At 71.2% G+C, this 14,867-nt stretch carries 11 protein-coding genes; 1 reads left to right on the top strand and 10 read right to left on the bottom strand.

The annotated features are described in order from the left end of the window. A complete protein-coding gene (locus QQS16_RS16700; protein ID WP_286062532.1) occupies positions 1-1,590 on the top strand; it encodes a beta-N-acetylhexosaminidase in 1,590 nt (529 codons plus the stop codon). Positions 1,591-1,660: 70 nt separating this feature from the next. Here the strand turns inward: QQS16_RS16700 and QQS16_RS16695 are convergent, their stop codons facing one another. From QQS16_RS16695 to QQS16_RS16650, 10 genes are all read right to left on the bottom strand, one after another. After that, positions 1,661-3,436, bottom strand: coding sequence for an IucA/IucC family protein (locus QQS16_RS16695; protein WP_286062531.1), 1,776 nt, complete (start codon positions 3,434-3,436; stop codon positions 1,661-1,663). After that, positions 3,433-3,987 carry a GNAT family N-acetyltransferase gene (locus tag QQS16_RS16690; RefSeq protein WP_286062530.1) on the bottom strand — a complete coding sequence of 185 codons (555 nt, stop codon included), beginning with the start codon at positions 3,985-3,987 and terminating at the stop codon, positions 3,433-3,435. The genes QQS16_RS16695 and QQS16_RS16690 overlap by 4 nt, the downstream gene beginning before the upstream one ends. Continuing rightward, the gene (locus QQS16_RS16685) at positions 3,984-5,276 is read right to left on the bottom strand and encodes a lysine N(6)-hydroxylase/L-ornithine N(5)-oxygenase family protein (protein WP_286062529.1); all 1,293 of its coding nucleotides are present in this window, start codon (positions 5,274-5,276) and stop codon (positions 3,984-3,986) included. The genes QQS16_RS16690 and QQS16_RS16685 overlap by 4 nt, the downstream gene beginning before the upstream one ends. Further along, positions 5,260-6,726 (bottom strand): lysine decarboxylase DesA, encoded by a 1,467-nt coding sequence (gene desA / locus QQS16_RS16680; RefSeq protein WP_286062528.1) that lies wholly within the window; start codon positions 6,724-6,726, stop codon positions 5,260-5,262. Before desA ends, QQS16_RS16685 begins: the two co-directional genes overlap by 17 nt. A gap of 167 nt (positions 6,727-6,893) precedes the next feature. Next, on the bottom strand, positions 6,894-7,760 hold the full coding sequence (locus tag QQS16_RS16675) for a siderophore-interacting protein (protein WP_286062527.1): 867 nt from the start codon (positions 7,758-7,760) through the stop codon (positions 6,894-6,896). A 46-nt stretch (positions 7,761-7,806) separates the two neighbouring features. Beyond that, a complete protein-coding gene (locus QQS16_RS16670; RefSeq protein WP_286062526.1) occupies positions 7,807-8,853 on the bottom strand; it encodes an ABC transporter substrate-binding protein in 1,047 nt (348 codons plus the stop codon). Between the two features lie 230 nt (positions 8,854-9,083). After that, positions 9,084-10,244: an acyl-CoA dehydrogenase family protein gene (locus QQS16_RS16665; RefSeq protein ID WP_286062524.1), complete on the bottom strand. Its 1,161-nt coding sequence runs from the start codon at positions 10,242-10,244 to the stop codon at positions 9,084-9,086. A 5-nt stretch (positions 10,245-10,249) separates the two neighbouring features. Next, on the bottom strand, positions 10,250-11,200 hold the full coding sequence (locus QQS16_RS16660; protein WP_286062523.1) for a hydroxymethylglutaryl-CoA lyase: 951 nt from the start codon (positions 11,198-11,200) through the stop codon (positions 10,250-10,252). Continuing rightward, entirely contained in the window at positions 11,197-13,197 is a 2,001-nt protein-coding gene (locus tag QQS16_RS16655) for an acetyl/propionyl/methylcrotonyl-CoA carboxylase subunit alpha (RefSeq protein ID WP_286066351.1), read from the bottom strand. The genes QQS16_RS16660 and QQS16_RS16655 overlap by 4 nt, the downstream gene beginning before the upstream one ends. 26 nt (positions 13,198-13,223) lie before the next feature. Then, positions 13,224-14,840 carry a carboxyl transferase domain-containing protein gene (locus QQS16_RS16650; protein WP_286062521.1) on the bottom strand — a complete coding sequence of 539 codons (1,617 nt, stop codon included), beginning with the start codon at positions 14,838-14,840 and terminating at the stop codon, positions 13,224-13,226. Positions 14,841-14,867: the final 27 nt, after the last annotated feature.

Raw genomic sequence — 14,867 nt, 5'->3', positions numbered from 1 at the left:
GTGAGACACCACCACAGAACGACCCGCCTGTTCGGTTCACTGCTGCTCGTCGCCTCGGCGAGCGCCTTCTCCGTCGGCGCCGCCCCGGCCGCCGGCCCGCCGGCCGCGACCCCGCTCGACCGGGTGGTCCCGGCCCCCGCCTCGGTCGCGCCGGGCGGATCGCCGTACCGCATCACCCGCGACACCCACATCCGCGTCGACGACTCCCGTGAGGTCCGCCGGGTCGGCGCCTACCTCGCGGACGTCCTGCGGCCGTCCACCGGTTACCGCCTGCCGGTCACCACGCACGGCAAGGGCGGCATCCGACTGCGCCTGGGCAAGGGCCCGTTCGGCGCGGAGGGCTACCGCCTGGACAGCGGCGGCAAGGGCGTCACCATCACCGCCGCGCGGCCCGCCGGCCTCTTCCACGGCGTCCAGACCCTGCGCCAACTCCTCCCGGCGGCCGTCGAGAAGGACACCGTGCAGGCCGGGCCCTGGCTGGTCGCGGGCGGCACGATCCAGGACGCCCCGCGCTACGGCTGGCGCGGCGCGATGCTCGACGTCTCCCGGCACTTCTTCACCGTCGACCAGGTCAAGCGCTACATCGACCAACTCGCCCTGTACAAGGTGAACACGCTGCACCTGCACCTCAGCGACGACCAGGGCTGGCGCATCGCCGTCGACTCCTGGCCCCGCCTGACCACCTACGGCGGCTCCACCGAGGTCGGCGGCGGGCCCGGAGGGTTCTACACCAAGGCCGACTACCAGGAGATCGTCGGTCACGCGGCGTCCCGCTACCTGGAGGTCGTCCCCGAGATAGACATGCCCGGCCACACCAACGCGGCCCTCGCCTCCTACGCCGACCTGAACTGCGACGGCGTGGCGCCCCCGCTCTACACCGGCACCGAGGTCGGCTTCAGCTCACTGTGCGTCGAGAAGGAGATCACGTACGACTTCGTGGACGACGTCATCCGGGAGCTGGCCGCCCTCACCCCCGGACGCTATCTCCACATCGGCGGTGACGAGGCGCACTCCACGAGCCACGAGGACTACGTCAAGTTCATGGACCGGGTGCAGCCGGTCGTCGCCAAGTACGGCAAGACGGTGGTCGGCTGGCACCAGCTGACCGGTGCCACCCCGGTCAAGGGCGCGCTCGCCCAGTACTGGGGTCTGGACTCCACCGGCGCCGAGGAGAAGGCCCAGGTCGCCAAGGCCGCGCAGAGCGGGACCGGGCTGATCCTCTCGCCCGCCGACCGGATCTACCTCGACATGAAGTACGACGAGGACACCCCGCTGGGGCTGTCCTGGGCGGGCTACGTGGACGTACGGCGGTCCTACGACTGGGATCCCGCCACCTACCTGCCGGGGGCGCCCGCGTCGGCCGTGCGGGGCGTCGAGGCGCCGCTGTGGACGGAGACCATCGAGCACTCCGCCCACATCGAGTACATGGCCTTCCCGCGGCTCGCGGGCGCCGCCGAGCTGGGCTGGTCCCCCGCCGCCACCCACGACTGGGAGGCGTACCGGGTGCGGCTCGCGGCGCAGGGGCCGCGGTGGGACGCGCTGGGGATCGGATACCACCGGGCGCCGGAAGTGCCCTGGCCGGCGCGGTAGTCCGTACCTGCCGACGGGCACCCCGGAGGACCGTACTCCGGGGTGCCCGTCCGTCCGGTGGGGGCTGTGCTCACCGCCCCGCGAGGGGGTTCTCCAGGGTGCCGACCAGTTGGAGCGCGCCGGACGGATCCGCGAGGTCCACCATCTGCTTGTTGTTGCGCAGCTGGAGCCGGTTGAGGCAGGACAGCGCGAACTCGGGGGCGAACATGTCGTACCGCTCGAACTTGTCCGCGAGTTCGGGCACCGAGCGCTGGTAGTCGCGGGTCACCTCGGCGACCGTGCGCCAGAAGTCCTCCTCCTCCAGGATCCCCTCGCCGGCGAGGTTCGCGGCGAGGAAGCGGAAGAAGCAGTCGAAGACGTCCGTGAAGATCGACAGGAGCTTCTTGTCCTCGGGGACCTCCACGCGCAGCCGCTCGACCGTCGGTGGCAGCACCGCCTCCGGGTCCATGACCGCGATCTCCTCGGCGATGTCCTTGTAGATCGCCCGCTGCACCACGCCGTCCCTCAGGACCAGGATCACGTTCTCGCCGTGCGGCATGAAGACCAGGTCGTAGGCGTAGAAGCTGTGCAGCAGCGGGGTGTAGTACGCCCGCAGATAGCGGCGCAGCCACTCCTGGGGAGCCAGGCCCGACCGCTCGATCAGCGCGCCCGCGAAGGACGCGCCCTCGTGGTCGACGTGGACGAGGGAGGCCATGGTGGCCAGGGACTCGCCGTCCTGGAGCGAGGGGACCGGGCTCTCCCGCCACAGCGCGGCGAGCATCTTGCGGTACGGCGAGTAGCGGTCGGTCGCCGCCTCGTACTCCAGGTGCCGGTACCCGACGGCCGCCCGCTCGCGGATGACCGACAGGCCCGTGGCCTTGAGCACCGGGTCGTTGTCGACCAGTTGGGCCAGCCAGTCGTTGATCGCCGGGGTCGCCTCCATGTAGGCGGCCGACAGCCCGCGCATGAAGCCCATGTTGAGGACGGACAGGGCCGTCTTCACGTAGTGCTTGCCGGGGTGCGAGCTGTTGAAGAAGGTCCGGATGGACTGCTGGGCCAGGTACTCGTCGTCGCCCTCGCCCAGGCACACGAGGTGGCCGCGGGCGACCTCGGCGGCGAAGGTGACGGTGAGCTTGTTCCACCACTGCCAGGGGTGGACGGGGATGAGGAGGTAGTCGGCCGGGTCCCGGCCCTGGTCCCGGAGCACCTGGTCGAACCGCTCGACCGTCTCCTCGCCCAGCTCCTCCCGGACGAACGACTCGTACTCGATGCCCACGCCCGCGGTGAACGCGGCCCGCGAGCGGTGCGCGGCCAGCCACACCAGGCGGACCGGACTCGCGGTCTCGGGGGCGTACGAGAGGTAGTCGTGGATGCCGAAGCCGAGCCGCCCGTTGTTGGCGACGAAGCAGGGGTGACCCTCGGTCATGCCGGTCTCGATGGCCTGGAAGCCGCTGTCCACCAGCTCGGCGACCGGGATCTGCGGTTTGGTGAGTTTGTAGCAGGTGCCGGAGAGGGTGGAGGAGATCTCCTCCAGGTAGACCGGCAGGATCTCGTCGCTCAGGCCCAGTGTCTTCTTCAGCTCGATGAAGAAGTCCAGTGCGGCGAGCGGGAGTTCCTGGCCGTCGCGGGTGCGGGTGATGGAGCCGGCGTCCACCTGCCAGTGGTCGAGGGCGTGGCGGGTGGCGGTGAAGCGGTACCGGCTCAGGCCGTCGTCGCCGCGGACGACGTACGTGTCCGTGTCCCCGTCCCTCTCCGGCGTGATCAGCCGCTCGTGCGCGAACTCGGCGAGCGCCTTGCGGATCAGCTGTCGGTTGGCCTGCTCCCAGCGCTCGGGAGTGAGGTGGGCCACGGAGTCGGCGAGGGTCATGCCGTCACCCCCGTCGCCGCGACGAACCGGTCCCGGGTGCAGAAGCTCAGCAACGCCTTCTTCTCCGGCTTCTGGATCTCGCGGTCGGGCACGAACCCGACGGCCGCGTTCAGGGCGTGGACGGCCGTGTTGGACACGTCCGGCTCGACGACCACCCGGGCGGTGGCCGGGTCCTCGAAGAGGTGGGCCATCACGGCGGTGATGACCGCGCGGGTGAACCCGTGCACCGGCCGGTCGGTGGGGGCGACCAGGAAGTGCATGCCGACGTCCCCGGGCTCGGGCTCGTACAGGCCGACCAGCTCGCGGTGGGCGGGGTCGTACTTCTCCATCAGGAACGCGGGCTCGCCGTCGTGCAGGCCGAGCAGGGCGTGCCAGTGCTCGTCGGCGGCGATCTCCATGTACGCCCGCTCGACGTCCTCCAGTTCGGCGTCCTGCATCATCCAGAAGGCCGCCTTGGGATGGGTGACCCAGGAGTGCACCAGCTCGGCGTCCTTGAGGGGGTCGAGGGGGCGGAGCGTCAAGGCGCCCAGGTCGGTGGTGGTGGTGTTCATACGGCGAACTCCTGGAAGGCGATCGTCTTCTCGACCGGGTAGTACTCGCTGCCGAGCAGCTCGCGGATGATGCAGCTGTTGCGGTACGCGCCCATGCCCAGGTCGGGGCTGGTGATGCTGTGGGTGTGGACGCCGGCGTTCTGCAGGAAGACGCCCCGGCCGGTCACGTCGATCGCGTAGTTGCGGGCGATGTCGTAGTTGCCCCGGGAGTCGTAGCGCAGGCGGTCGCGGACCGGCTTGAGGAACTCCGGTTCGGCGTACTTGTAGCCGGTGGCCAGCACCAGGCCCTCGGAGGCCAGCTCGTAGTCCTTCCCCTGCTCCTCCTGGCGGAAGGACAGGGTGTACGTTCCGTTCTCGTACCGGGCGCCGGTGAGCGCGGAGTTGGTGAGCAGGCGGGTGGGCACCGGGCCGCCGAGGTTCTTCTGGTACAGCAGGTCGAAGATCTCGTTGATCAGGTCGCCGTCGATGCCCTTGAACAGGCCCTTCTGCTCGGCGGTGAGGCGGTAGCGGGTCTGCTCCGGCAGCGCGTGGAAGTAGTCGACGTACTCCGGGGAGGTCATCTCCAGCGTGAGTTTCGTGTACTCCAGCGGGAAGAAGCGCGGGGAGCGGGTGACCCAGTTCAGCCGGTAGCCGTGGACGTCGATCTCGCTGAGCAGGTCGTAGTAGATCTCGGCGGCGGACTGGCCGGAGCCGACCAGCGTGATCGACTCCTTCTTCTGCAGCTCCGCCTTGTGCCGCAGGTACCGCGAGTTGTGCAGGAAGTCGCCGCCCAGGTCCCGGCAGGCCTCGGGGATGTGGGGCGGGGTGCCGGTGCCGAGGACCAGCCGGCGGGCGCGGAAGGTCTCGCCGGCCTCGGTCCGTACGACGTACAGCTCGTCGCCCTCGTCGTACCGCACGTCCGTGACGGTGGTGTTGAAGCGGACGCTGCTCAGTTTGCCCGCGGCCCAGCGGCAGTAGTCGTCGTACTCGACCCGGAGCGGGTAGAAGTTCTCGCGGATGTAGAACGAGTACAGCCGGCCCTTCTCCTTCAGGTAGTTGAGGAAGGAGTACGGCGAGGTCGGGTCGGCGAGGGTGACCAGGTCCGACATGAACGGGGTCTGGAGGTGGGCGCCCTCCAGGAACATGCCGGCGTGCCACTCGAAGTCGGGCTTGGAGTCCAGGAAGACGCCGTCGAGTGCGTCGATGGGCTCGGTGAGGCAGGCCAGGCCCAGGTTGAACGGGCCGAGCCCGATCCCCACGAAGTCGTAGGTCCTTTTCGTGGACCCGGTGGGCTCAGGAAGCGCGGTCAAGGGACTCTCCCAGGTACTGCTCGGCGTGGCCGGCGATCAGGTCGAGGACGGCGGCCATGTCGGCGGTCGTCGTCTCGGGGTTGAGCAGGGTGAACTTCAGGTAGTGGCGGCCGTCCACCTTGGTGCCCGCGACCACCGCGTCACCGGAGGCGAACAGGGCCTTGCGGGCGTACAGGTTGGCGCGGTCGATCTCGGCGGGGTCGGTGACGGCGGCCGGGATCCAGCGGAAGACGAGGGTGGAGAGGGTGGGCTCGACCACGACGTCGAAGCGGGGGTCGGCGGCCAGCAGATTCCAGCCCTCCACCGCCAGGTCGCAGACCTCGTCGAAGAGCTGTCCGATGCCGTCGGCGCCCATCACGCGCAGCGTCATCCACAGCTTGAGCGCGTCGAAGCGGCGGGTGGTCTGCAGGGACTTGTCGACCTGGTTGGGGATACGTTCCTGCACCATCCGGCGCGGGTTGAGGTACTCGGCGTGGTAGGTGGCGTGGCGCAGGGTGGTCGCGTCCCGGACCAGCACGGCGGACGAACTCACCGGCTGGAAGAAGGACTTGTGGTAGTCGACGGTGACCGAGTCGGCGCGCTCGATGCCGTCGATGCGGTCCCGGTACTTCACGGAGGCGAGCAGTCCGCAGCCGTAGGCGGCGTCGACGTGCATCCACACGCCGTACCGCTCGCACAGCTCGGCGATCTCGGGCAGCGGGTCGATGGAGCCGAAGTCGGTGGTGCCGGCGGTGGCGACGACGGCCATGGGGACGAGGCCGTCCCGCTCGCAGCGCTCCAGTTCCTGGGCGAGCGCCACGGTCCGCATGCGCTTGTCGGCGCCGACGGGGATCGACACCACGGCGTCCTGGCTCAGGCCGAGCAGTTTCGCGGACTTCTTCACGCTGAAGTGGCTGGCCTCGGACGCGAAGACGCGCAGTTTGGAGAAGGAGTCCGCCGCTTCCCGTCCCGGCCGTCCGGGCTTCGCCTCCTCGCGGGCCAGCAGCAGCGCCTGGAGGTTGGACTGGGTGCCGCCGGAGGTGAACACGCCGTCGGCGTTCTCGCCGAGGCCGATGCGGGCGGTGGTCCAGTCGACGAGCTTGCGCTCGATGAGGGTGCCGCCGGCCGACTGGTCCCAGGTGTCCAGGGAGGAGTTGACGGCGGAGAGGATGGCCTCGCCGAGCACTGCCGGGATGACGACCGGGCAGTTGAGGTGGGCGAGGTAGCGGGGGTGGTGGAAGTAGACCGCGTCCCGGAGGTAGACGTCCTCCAGTTCGTCGAGCACCGCGGCGGTGTCGTACAGCGGCCGGTCGAGGTCGATCTCGTCGATGCGCGGGGAGAGGGCGTCGACGGTGACGCCGGTGAACGGACGGGAGGTGGTGGCGAGTTTGGCCGCCACCCGCTCTATTCCTTCGGTCACGGAGCGGCGGTAGTGCTCCGCGGTCGTGTCGTTGAGCAGGTGCGAGCGCATTGCGGGTCCTCCGGTGGGGACAGTCCGTGGGGCGGGGGAGCGGGGCGGAAGCTCGGCTTCAACTTAGGTAAGCCTAACCTAATTGAAACCTCGGAGAACCCGCCCCAGCCGTGACTGCCGTCACTCTGAACTCGGACCGGATCCACGCGAGTTGGGCGCCCGGCGCGTCACTCCTGCTCGCGCAGCTGTTCCTCGGTCAGGCCCTGCCTCCAGTAACCGACGAAGGTGACGCTGCGCCGGTCGATCCCCCGCTCGCGTACGAAATGCCGGCGCAGCTCCTTCACGCAGCCGGACTCGCCCGCGATCCACACGTACGGCCGCTCGGCGGACGGGAGCCGGGCCTCCCGGATCGGGTCGAGGGCCATGGGGGTGCACTCGGCGCCCCCCGAACCGCGCACCAGCCAGGTGATCTCGGCGTCCGCCTCGGTCACCAGGTCCTGTACGTCGGTGGCGTGCGGCACCTCCAGCCAGACCCGGGCGGGGGTGCCGGCCGGCAGTGACTCGACGATGGCGCAGGCGGCCGGGACGGCGGTCTCGTCGCCCCAGACGACCACCAGGTCGGCGTCCTCGGGGGGCCGGAAACGGATCGCCCGGTTGTCCGCGACCGCCGGGCCGAGCAGCAGCACCCTGTCCCCGGCGGTGGCGCGCGCGGCCCACCGGGAGGCGGGGCCCGCGGCGACGGGCGCGCCCGGCTCCACTCCGTGCAGGACGAAGTCGATGTCGATCTCGGCGGTGTGCCCGGAGTCGTCCCGGCGCAGGTCGCGCAGTGTGTACGAGCGCATCACGGCCCGTACGTCGTCCGGGAGTTCACGCCAGCCCTGCCACCAGCCGTCGCCCAGCTCGACGGGGACGCGGGGCTCGGGCTGGCCCGGGTGCGGCAGGAACAGGGACAGGCTCTGGTCCCGCCCGTCGGAACGGAACGCCCCGAGGTCGTCCCCGGCGAAGGTGACCCGGACCAGGGACGGGCCGAGCCGCCTCGTCCGTACGACCTGGAGGGAGAAGAAACGGAACGGGGCGGCTACGGCGGTGGTCACGTACGGCTCCTGACGGTCAGGAAGGTGTGTCGGGCGGGCGCGCGGGTCAGCCGACCTTCTTCGCGTCCTCGATGGCCTTCGCGAGGTTCTCGACCATCGGCACGCACTTGTCGTACGACAGGATCGGCTCGGGGGAGCGGGAGATGACCTGGCCGGCCTTGACCGCGGGCAGCTTCTTCCAGGTGGCCTCGGTGATGTCGGCCGGCTGGATGGTCGCGGTGCGGTCGTCCATCATGATGATGTCGGCCGGGTACTTGTCGACGTTCTCCCAGCTGAGCGTCTCGAACCAGCCGCCGGTCGCCTTCTTGGCCGACGCCGGGGGCTCGACGAAGTTCACGCCGAGGGCCTTGAAGTACTCCAGGTCGACGGAGAGGTCGGTGCCGGAGACGTAGAACGAGGTCTCCGCGGCGGAACCCGCCAGCACCCTGATCTCCGGGCGGGCCTTGGCGGCCTTGCGCAGCCGCTCCGAGGCGGCCTCGAAACGCTTCTTGGCGTCGGTGGCCTTGGCGGCCGTCATGTCCGCGCCGAGCGACTCGGCCAGCTCCCACATGCGCGCAAGCGGCTTGGTCAGCTGACGGTCGAAGACGGAGACGGCCACGCTCGGGGCCAGCTTGGCGATCTTGTCCTTCGAGGCCTCGGGCACGTACCAGAGGGTGCCGGCGCTGTCGAAGGTCGTGCTGATGAGGACCTCGGGGGCGAAGGCCGCGTACTTCTCGACGTTGAACTGGTCCCACACGTTCCCGAAGACGGTCAGCTTGCTGACGTCCATGTCGCCGGCCTGGACGTCGGCCTTGTCGTCCTTCGTCGTGGTCGGGCCGAACACGCCCTGGATCTCGATGCCGTAGTCGTGGAGGGCGGCGGCGACACCGGTGAAGGCGACTATCCTCGTGGGGACCTTGTCCAGCTTCACGGTCGTGCCGCGGTCGTCCTTGAAGGACCAGGGGCCGGAGGCCTTGGCGGACGCCGTCGAGTCCGAGCCGCCGCTCTCCGAGTCGCTGTCGCCGCAGGCGGCCAGGAAGGCGCCGAGGCCGAGCGCACCACCGGTGGCGAGCAGGCCGCGGCGGGAGAAGTGGGCGGTTCTGGCGTTCGACATGGAAGGGTCTGCTTTCGTGCGTACGGGGCCACTGGGGGGTGTGCGCCTACGGCGGGTGGCTGATCGCGATTAGGTTAGCCTAACCTCAGATCCCGGCCAAGGCGGGGATGCCGAGAGGCGCGCACACGGGAACCGGGCCCGGCACGGGGGTGCCCCGGAACCCGGCTTCCCATGCCGGCCGATGGTGGCTCACGCACCCGCGACGACGGGGTGGCCCGGTCGCGTCCGGGCTAGCCGGTCAGCCCCAACTCCCGCGCGATCAGCATGCGCTGGACCTCGCTCGTGCCCTCGCCGATCTCCAGGATCTTGGAGTCGCGCCACATGCGGGCCACCGGATACTCGTTCATGAAGCCGTAGCCGCCGTGGATCTGGGTGGCCTCGCGGGCGTTGTCCACGGCGATCGTCGAGGAGTACAGCTTGGCCAGGGCCGCCTCCTTCTTGAAGGGCTCGCCGGACACCAGCCGCGAGGCCGCGTCGCGCCAGGCGAGGCGGGCCGTGTGGGCCTTCATCTCCATGTCGGCGATCTTGAACTGGATGGCCTGGTTGGCGCCGATCGGGTGGCCGAAGGCCTCGCGCTGCTTCGCGTACTTCACCGACTCGTCCACACAGCCCTGCGCGAGCCCGGTGGCGAGGGCGGCGATGGCGATCCGGCCCTCGTCGAGGATGCGCAGGAACTGGGCGTAGCCGCGGCCCTGTTCGCCCAGCAGGTTCGCCGCCGGGACCCGCACGTCGGAGAAGGACAGCTCACGGGTGTCCGAGGCGTTCCAGCCGACCTTCGAGTAGGGCGGCGCGACCGTGAACCCGGGGGTGCCCGACGGCACGATGATCGCGGAGATCAGCGGCCGGCCGTCCGGGGTGCGGCCCGTCACCGCGGTGACCGTGACCAGGCCCGTGATGTCGGTGCCCGAGTTGGTGATGAAGCACTTGGTGCCGTTGATCACCCACTCGTCCGTCTCCGGGTCGAGCCGGGCCGTGGTCCGGGTGGCGCCCGCGTCCGAGCCGCCGTCCGGCTCGGTCAGGCCGAACGCCCCGAGGATCTCGCCGGAACACAGCCGGGGCAGCCACTCCCGCTTCTGCGCCTCGGTGCCGAACAGGTGAATCGGCATCGCGCCCAGCGAGACGCCCGCCTCCAGGGTGATGGCCACCGAGGAGTCCACGCGCGCCAGTTCTTCCAGCACGATGCCCAGCGCCAGGTAGTCCCCGCCCATGCCGCCGTACTCCTCCGGGAACGGCAGCCCGAACAGCCCCATGCGGCCCATCTCGCGGACGATCCCGTACGGGAACTCGTGCCGCTCGTAGAAGTCGCCGATCTTGGGCGCCACGACGTCGTGCGCGAACTCCTCGACCGTGCGGCGGAGTTCGTCCAGCTCGGGGGAGAGTCGGTGGTCCATGGCGGTCACTGCTCCTTGCGGCTTTCGGGGTCCTCGTGGGACAGGGCGCGAACGGTGCGGGAAGGGCTGGGGCGGCCCAGCCGGCCGGCCATCCAGACGCTTGTGGCGACGAGACGGCCGAGGTCGACGCCGGTGTCGACGCCGAGCCCCTGGAGCATCCATACGAGGTCCTCGGTGGCGAGGTTGCCGGTCGCGGACTTGGCGTACGGGCAGCCGCCGAGGCCACCCGCCGAGGCGTCGACGGTGGTGACGCCGTACTGGAGCGCGGCCAGGGTGTTGGCGAGCGCCTGGCCGTACGTGTCGTGGAAGTGCACGCCCAGCGCGCCGACCGGGACCCGCTGTTCGGTGAGGGCGGTGAGCAGGGCCAGCACGTGACCGGGCGTGGCCACGCCGATCGTGTCGCCGAGGCTCAGTTCGTCGCAGCCCATGTCCAGCAGGGCCCGGCAGACCCGGACGACCTGCGGGACGGGCACCGCGCCCTCCCAGGGGTCGCCGAAGCACATGGAGAGGTAGCCGCGCACGTGCACGCCCTCCGCCTTCGCCCGGGCGACCACCGACTCGAACATCGCCAGCGCCTCGTCGACCGTGCGGTTGAGGTTGGCCCTGGCGAAGGACTCGGTGGCGCTGGCGAAGACGGCCACCCGGGTGGCGCCCAGCGCGAGCGCGCGGTCCAGGCCGCGTTCGTTCGGCACGAGCACCGGGAGGTCCGCCGCCAGGTCCCGCACCAGCGGGAACAACTCCTCCGCGTCGGCCAGTTGGGGCACCCATCGGGGGTGGACGAAGCTGGTCGCCTCGATCGTGGTCAGGCCCGCGCCGGCGAGCCGGCTCACGAACTCCGCCTTGACCTCCGTCGGGACGGTGCCCTTCTCGTTCTGCAGGCCGTCGCGCGCGCCGACCTCGTGGATCCGGACGCGGGCGGGCAGGCCGGGCGCCGGGACGGCCATGGGCAGCGTCATCTCTCCTCCTCCGCGGCCGGGACCGCCGGGGTGACGGCCGGTGTGTCCACCGGGGTGACGGCCGGGGCGTCGCCCGACGCGTCGGCCGGGGTGATGACCGCCAGCACCTGGTCCATGGCGACCGTCGTCCCCGGTACGACGTCCAGTTCGGCGACCGTGCCGGCGTGCGGGGCGGAGATGACGTGCTCCATCTTCATCGCCTCGACGACCAGCAGGCTCTGGCCCGCGCTCACCTCGTCGCCGACAGCCACCTTCACGACCGTGACGGTGCCGGGCATGGGGGCGGTCAGCGAGTCGGCGCCGCCGTGCGCGGCCCGGTTGAGCGACGCGGCGACCGGGTCGTGGTCCCGCACCTGCCAGGCGTCGCCGTCACGGCCGAGCCAGTCGGCGGCGCGGTGGAAGGTGTGGCGGACGCCGTCCAGGGTGACCGACACCCGGTCGTCGGTGACGGTGTGGGTGCCGCGCGGGACGTATGCCACGGGGTCCTGAACGCGCAGGGAGAAGCCGACGGGCCGGGTCAGGCCCCCGATCCGCCAGCCGTTCGGCACCGAGAAGGGATCGGTCCAGCCCTCGCCCCTCGGCCGCAGCGCGTCGAGCCGTACGGCCGCCGCCGCCTCGTACACCTCTTCCGGTACGTCCGTGGTGACGAGCCCCGCCGCCTCCCGCTCGACCAGCCCGGTGTCCAACTCGCCCGCCACCACCGCCGGATGCGCGAGCAGCCGCCGCAGGAACCCGGCGTTCGTCTGCACGCCCAGCGTGACCGTCTGCGCGAGCGCGGCCCGCAGCTTCCTGAGCGCGGTCGCCCGGTCCGGCCCGTACGCGATCACCTTGGACAGCATCGGGTCGTACAGACTGCCCACCTCGGTGCCCTCGCTGAGCCCGGAGTCGGTGCGTACGCCGTCCCCCTGGGGTTCGTGGAGCCGCAGGACCGTGCCGCCGGTGGGGAGGAACCCGCGCGTGGGGTCCTCGGCGCACAGGCGGGCCTCGATCGCGTGCCCGGTGAGGCTGATGTCGTCCTGGCCGTACGGCAGCCGCTCACCGGCGGCCACCCGCAGCTGCCACTCCACCAGATCGAGGCCGGTGACCAGCTCGGTGACCGGATGCTCGACCTGGAGCCGGGTGTTCATCTCCATGAAGTAGTACGACGACGGATCGTTGCCCGGGACGATGAACTCGACCGTGCCCGCGCCCGCGTACCCGCAGGAGCGGGCCGCCTGGACCGCGGCCTCGCCCATCGCCGCCCGGGTCCGCTCGTCCAGGAGGACGGACGGGGCCTCCTCGACGACCTTCTGGTGCCGGCGCTGGAGGGAGCACTCGCGCTCGCCCAGATGGATCACCTGGCCGTGGTCGTCGGCCAGGACCTGGATCTCGATGTGCCGGGGCCGGTCGATCCACCGCTCGACGAGCAGGGTGTCGTCCCCGAAGGAGGCGCGGGCCTCCCGGCGGGCCGCGGCGATCTCGTCGGCCAGCACGGCGGGGTCGCGCACCAGCCGCATCCCCTTGCCGCCCCCGCCCGCGGAGGGCTTCAGCAGCACCGGCAGGCCGATCTCCAGGGCGCTGTCGGCCAGTTCGGCGTCGGTCAGGCCGCTGCCGCTGGACCCGGGGACGACCGGCACCCCGGCCGCCCGCACCGTCTCCTTGGCGCGGATCTTGTCACCCATGAGGGCGATCGCCTCGGCGGGCGGTCCGACGAAGACGAGCCCGGCGTCGGCGCACGCGCGCGCGAAGCCGGCGTTCTCCGCGAGGAAGCCGTAGCCCGGGTGGACGGCCTGGGCGCCCGTGCGGGCGGCCGCCGCCAGCAGCCGCTCGACGGACAGATAGCTCTCGGCGGCGGGCGCCGGGCCGAGCCGTACCGCGGTGTCGGCCTCGCGCACGTGCCGGGCGTCGGCGTCGGCGTCGGAGAAGACGGCCACCGAGCGCACGCCCAGCGAGCGCAGCGTGCGGATGACACGGACGGCGATCTCGCCCCGGTTGGCCACGAGGACCGTGTCGAACATCGGCTGAGGCATCTGCGAAGTCCCCCTCACATCCGGAAGACGCCGAACTGGGGGTCACCCAGGGGCGCGTTGGCACAGGCGGTCAGGGCCAGACCCAGCACCTGCCGGGTGTCGAGCGGGTCGATGACCCCGTCGTCCCAGAGCCGGGCGGTGGCGTAGTAGGCGTTGCCCTGGCGTTCGTACTGCGCGCGGACCGGGTCCTTGAACGCCTCCTCCTCGGCGGCGGGCCACTGCTCGCCCCGGGCCTCCAACTGGTCGCGCTTCACCGTCGCCAGGACGGACGCGGCCTGTTCGCCGCCCATGACCGAGATCTTGGCGCCCGGCCACATCCACAGGAAGCGCGGGGAGTAGGCCCGGCCGCACATCGAGTAGTTGCCCGCGCCGTACGACCCGCCGATCACCACGGTCAGCTTGGGCACCCGCGTGCACGCCACCGCGGTCACCATCTTGGCGCCGTGCTTGGCGATGCCGCCGGCCTCGTAGTCCCTGCCGACCATGAAGCCGGAGATGTTCTGGAGGAACACCAGCGGGATGCCGCGCTGGTCGCACAGCTCGATGAAGTGGGCGCCCTTCTGGGCGGACTCGGAGAACAGGATGCCGTTGTTGGCGACGATCCCGACCGGGTGGCCGTGGATCCGGGCGAAGCCGGTGACCAGGGTCTGCCCGAACTCGGCCTTGAACTCGGCGAAACGGGAGCCGTCGGCCACCCGGGCGATGACCTCGCGGACGTCGTAGGGGGTGCGGGAGTCGACGGGCACGGCGCCGTACAGCCCGTACGGGTCGACCTTCGGCTCGACGGCGGGCCGGACCTCCCAGGGCAGCGGCCCGCGCGCGGGGAGGGTGGCGGCGATGTTCCGCACGATCCGCAGGGCGTGCGCGTCGTCCTCGGCGAGGTGGTCGGTGACGCCGGACACCCGGGCGTGCACCTCGCCGCCGCCGAGCTCCTCGGCGGTGACGACCTCACCGGTGGCGGCCTTCACGAGCGGGGGACCGCCGAGGAAGATCGTGCCCTGGTTCCGCACGATCACCGCCTCGTCGCTCATGGCGGGCACGTACGCGCCGCCGGCCGTGCACGACCCGAGGACGGCGGCGATCTGCGGGATCCCCGCCCCCGACATCCGTGCCTGGTTGTAGAAGATCCGCCCGAAGTGCTCGCGGTCCGGGAAGACCTCGTCCTGAAGGGGCAGGAAGGCGCCGCCGGAATCGACCAGGTAGACGCACGGCAGACGGTTCTCCAGGGCCACCTCCTGGGCCCGCAGGTGCTTCTTCACCGTCATCGGGTAGTACGTCCCGCCCTTGACGGTGGCGTCGTTGGCGACGATCACGCACTCGCGTCCGCTGACCCGGCCGATCCCGGCGATGACGCCGGCGGCCGGGGCCTGTCCGTCGTACAGCCCGTCGGCTGCCAGGGGCGCCAGCTCCAGGAACGGCGAGCCGGGGTCGAGCAGGGTGTCGACCCGGTCCCGCGGCAGCAGCTTGCCGCGCGCGGTGTGCCGGGCGCGGGCCTTGTCACCTCCGCCGAGCCGGGCCGCGGCGAGTTTGCCGCGCAGCTCCTCGACGAGGGCGAGGTGCCCCCGTTCGTTGGCCCGCCAGGCCTCCGACGCGGGATCGGCCGCGCTCGTCAGCTCTGCTGCCTCCTGCATCCTTCGGTCCCCTCACCCAGCGATCGA

Source organism: Streptomyces sp. ALI-76-A, from assembly GCF_030287445.1.
GTDB lineage: Bacteria > Actinomycetota > Actinomycetes > Streptomycetales > Streptomycetaceae > Streptomyces.
The sequence above is the reverse complement of the archived record's forward strand: the minus strand, read 5'-3'. Positions and strand labels throughout refer to the sequence as shown.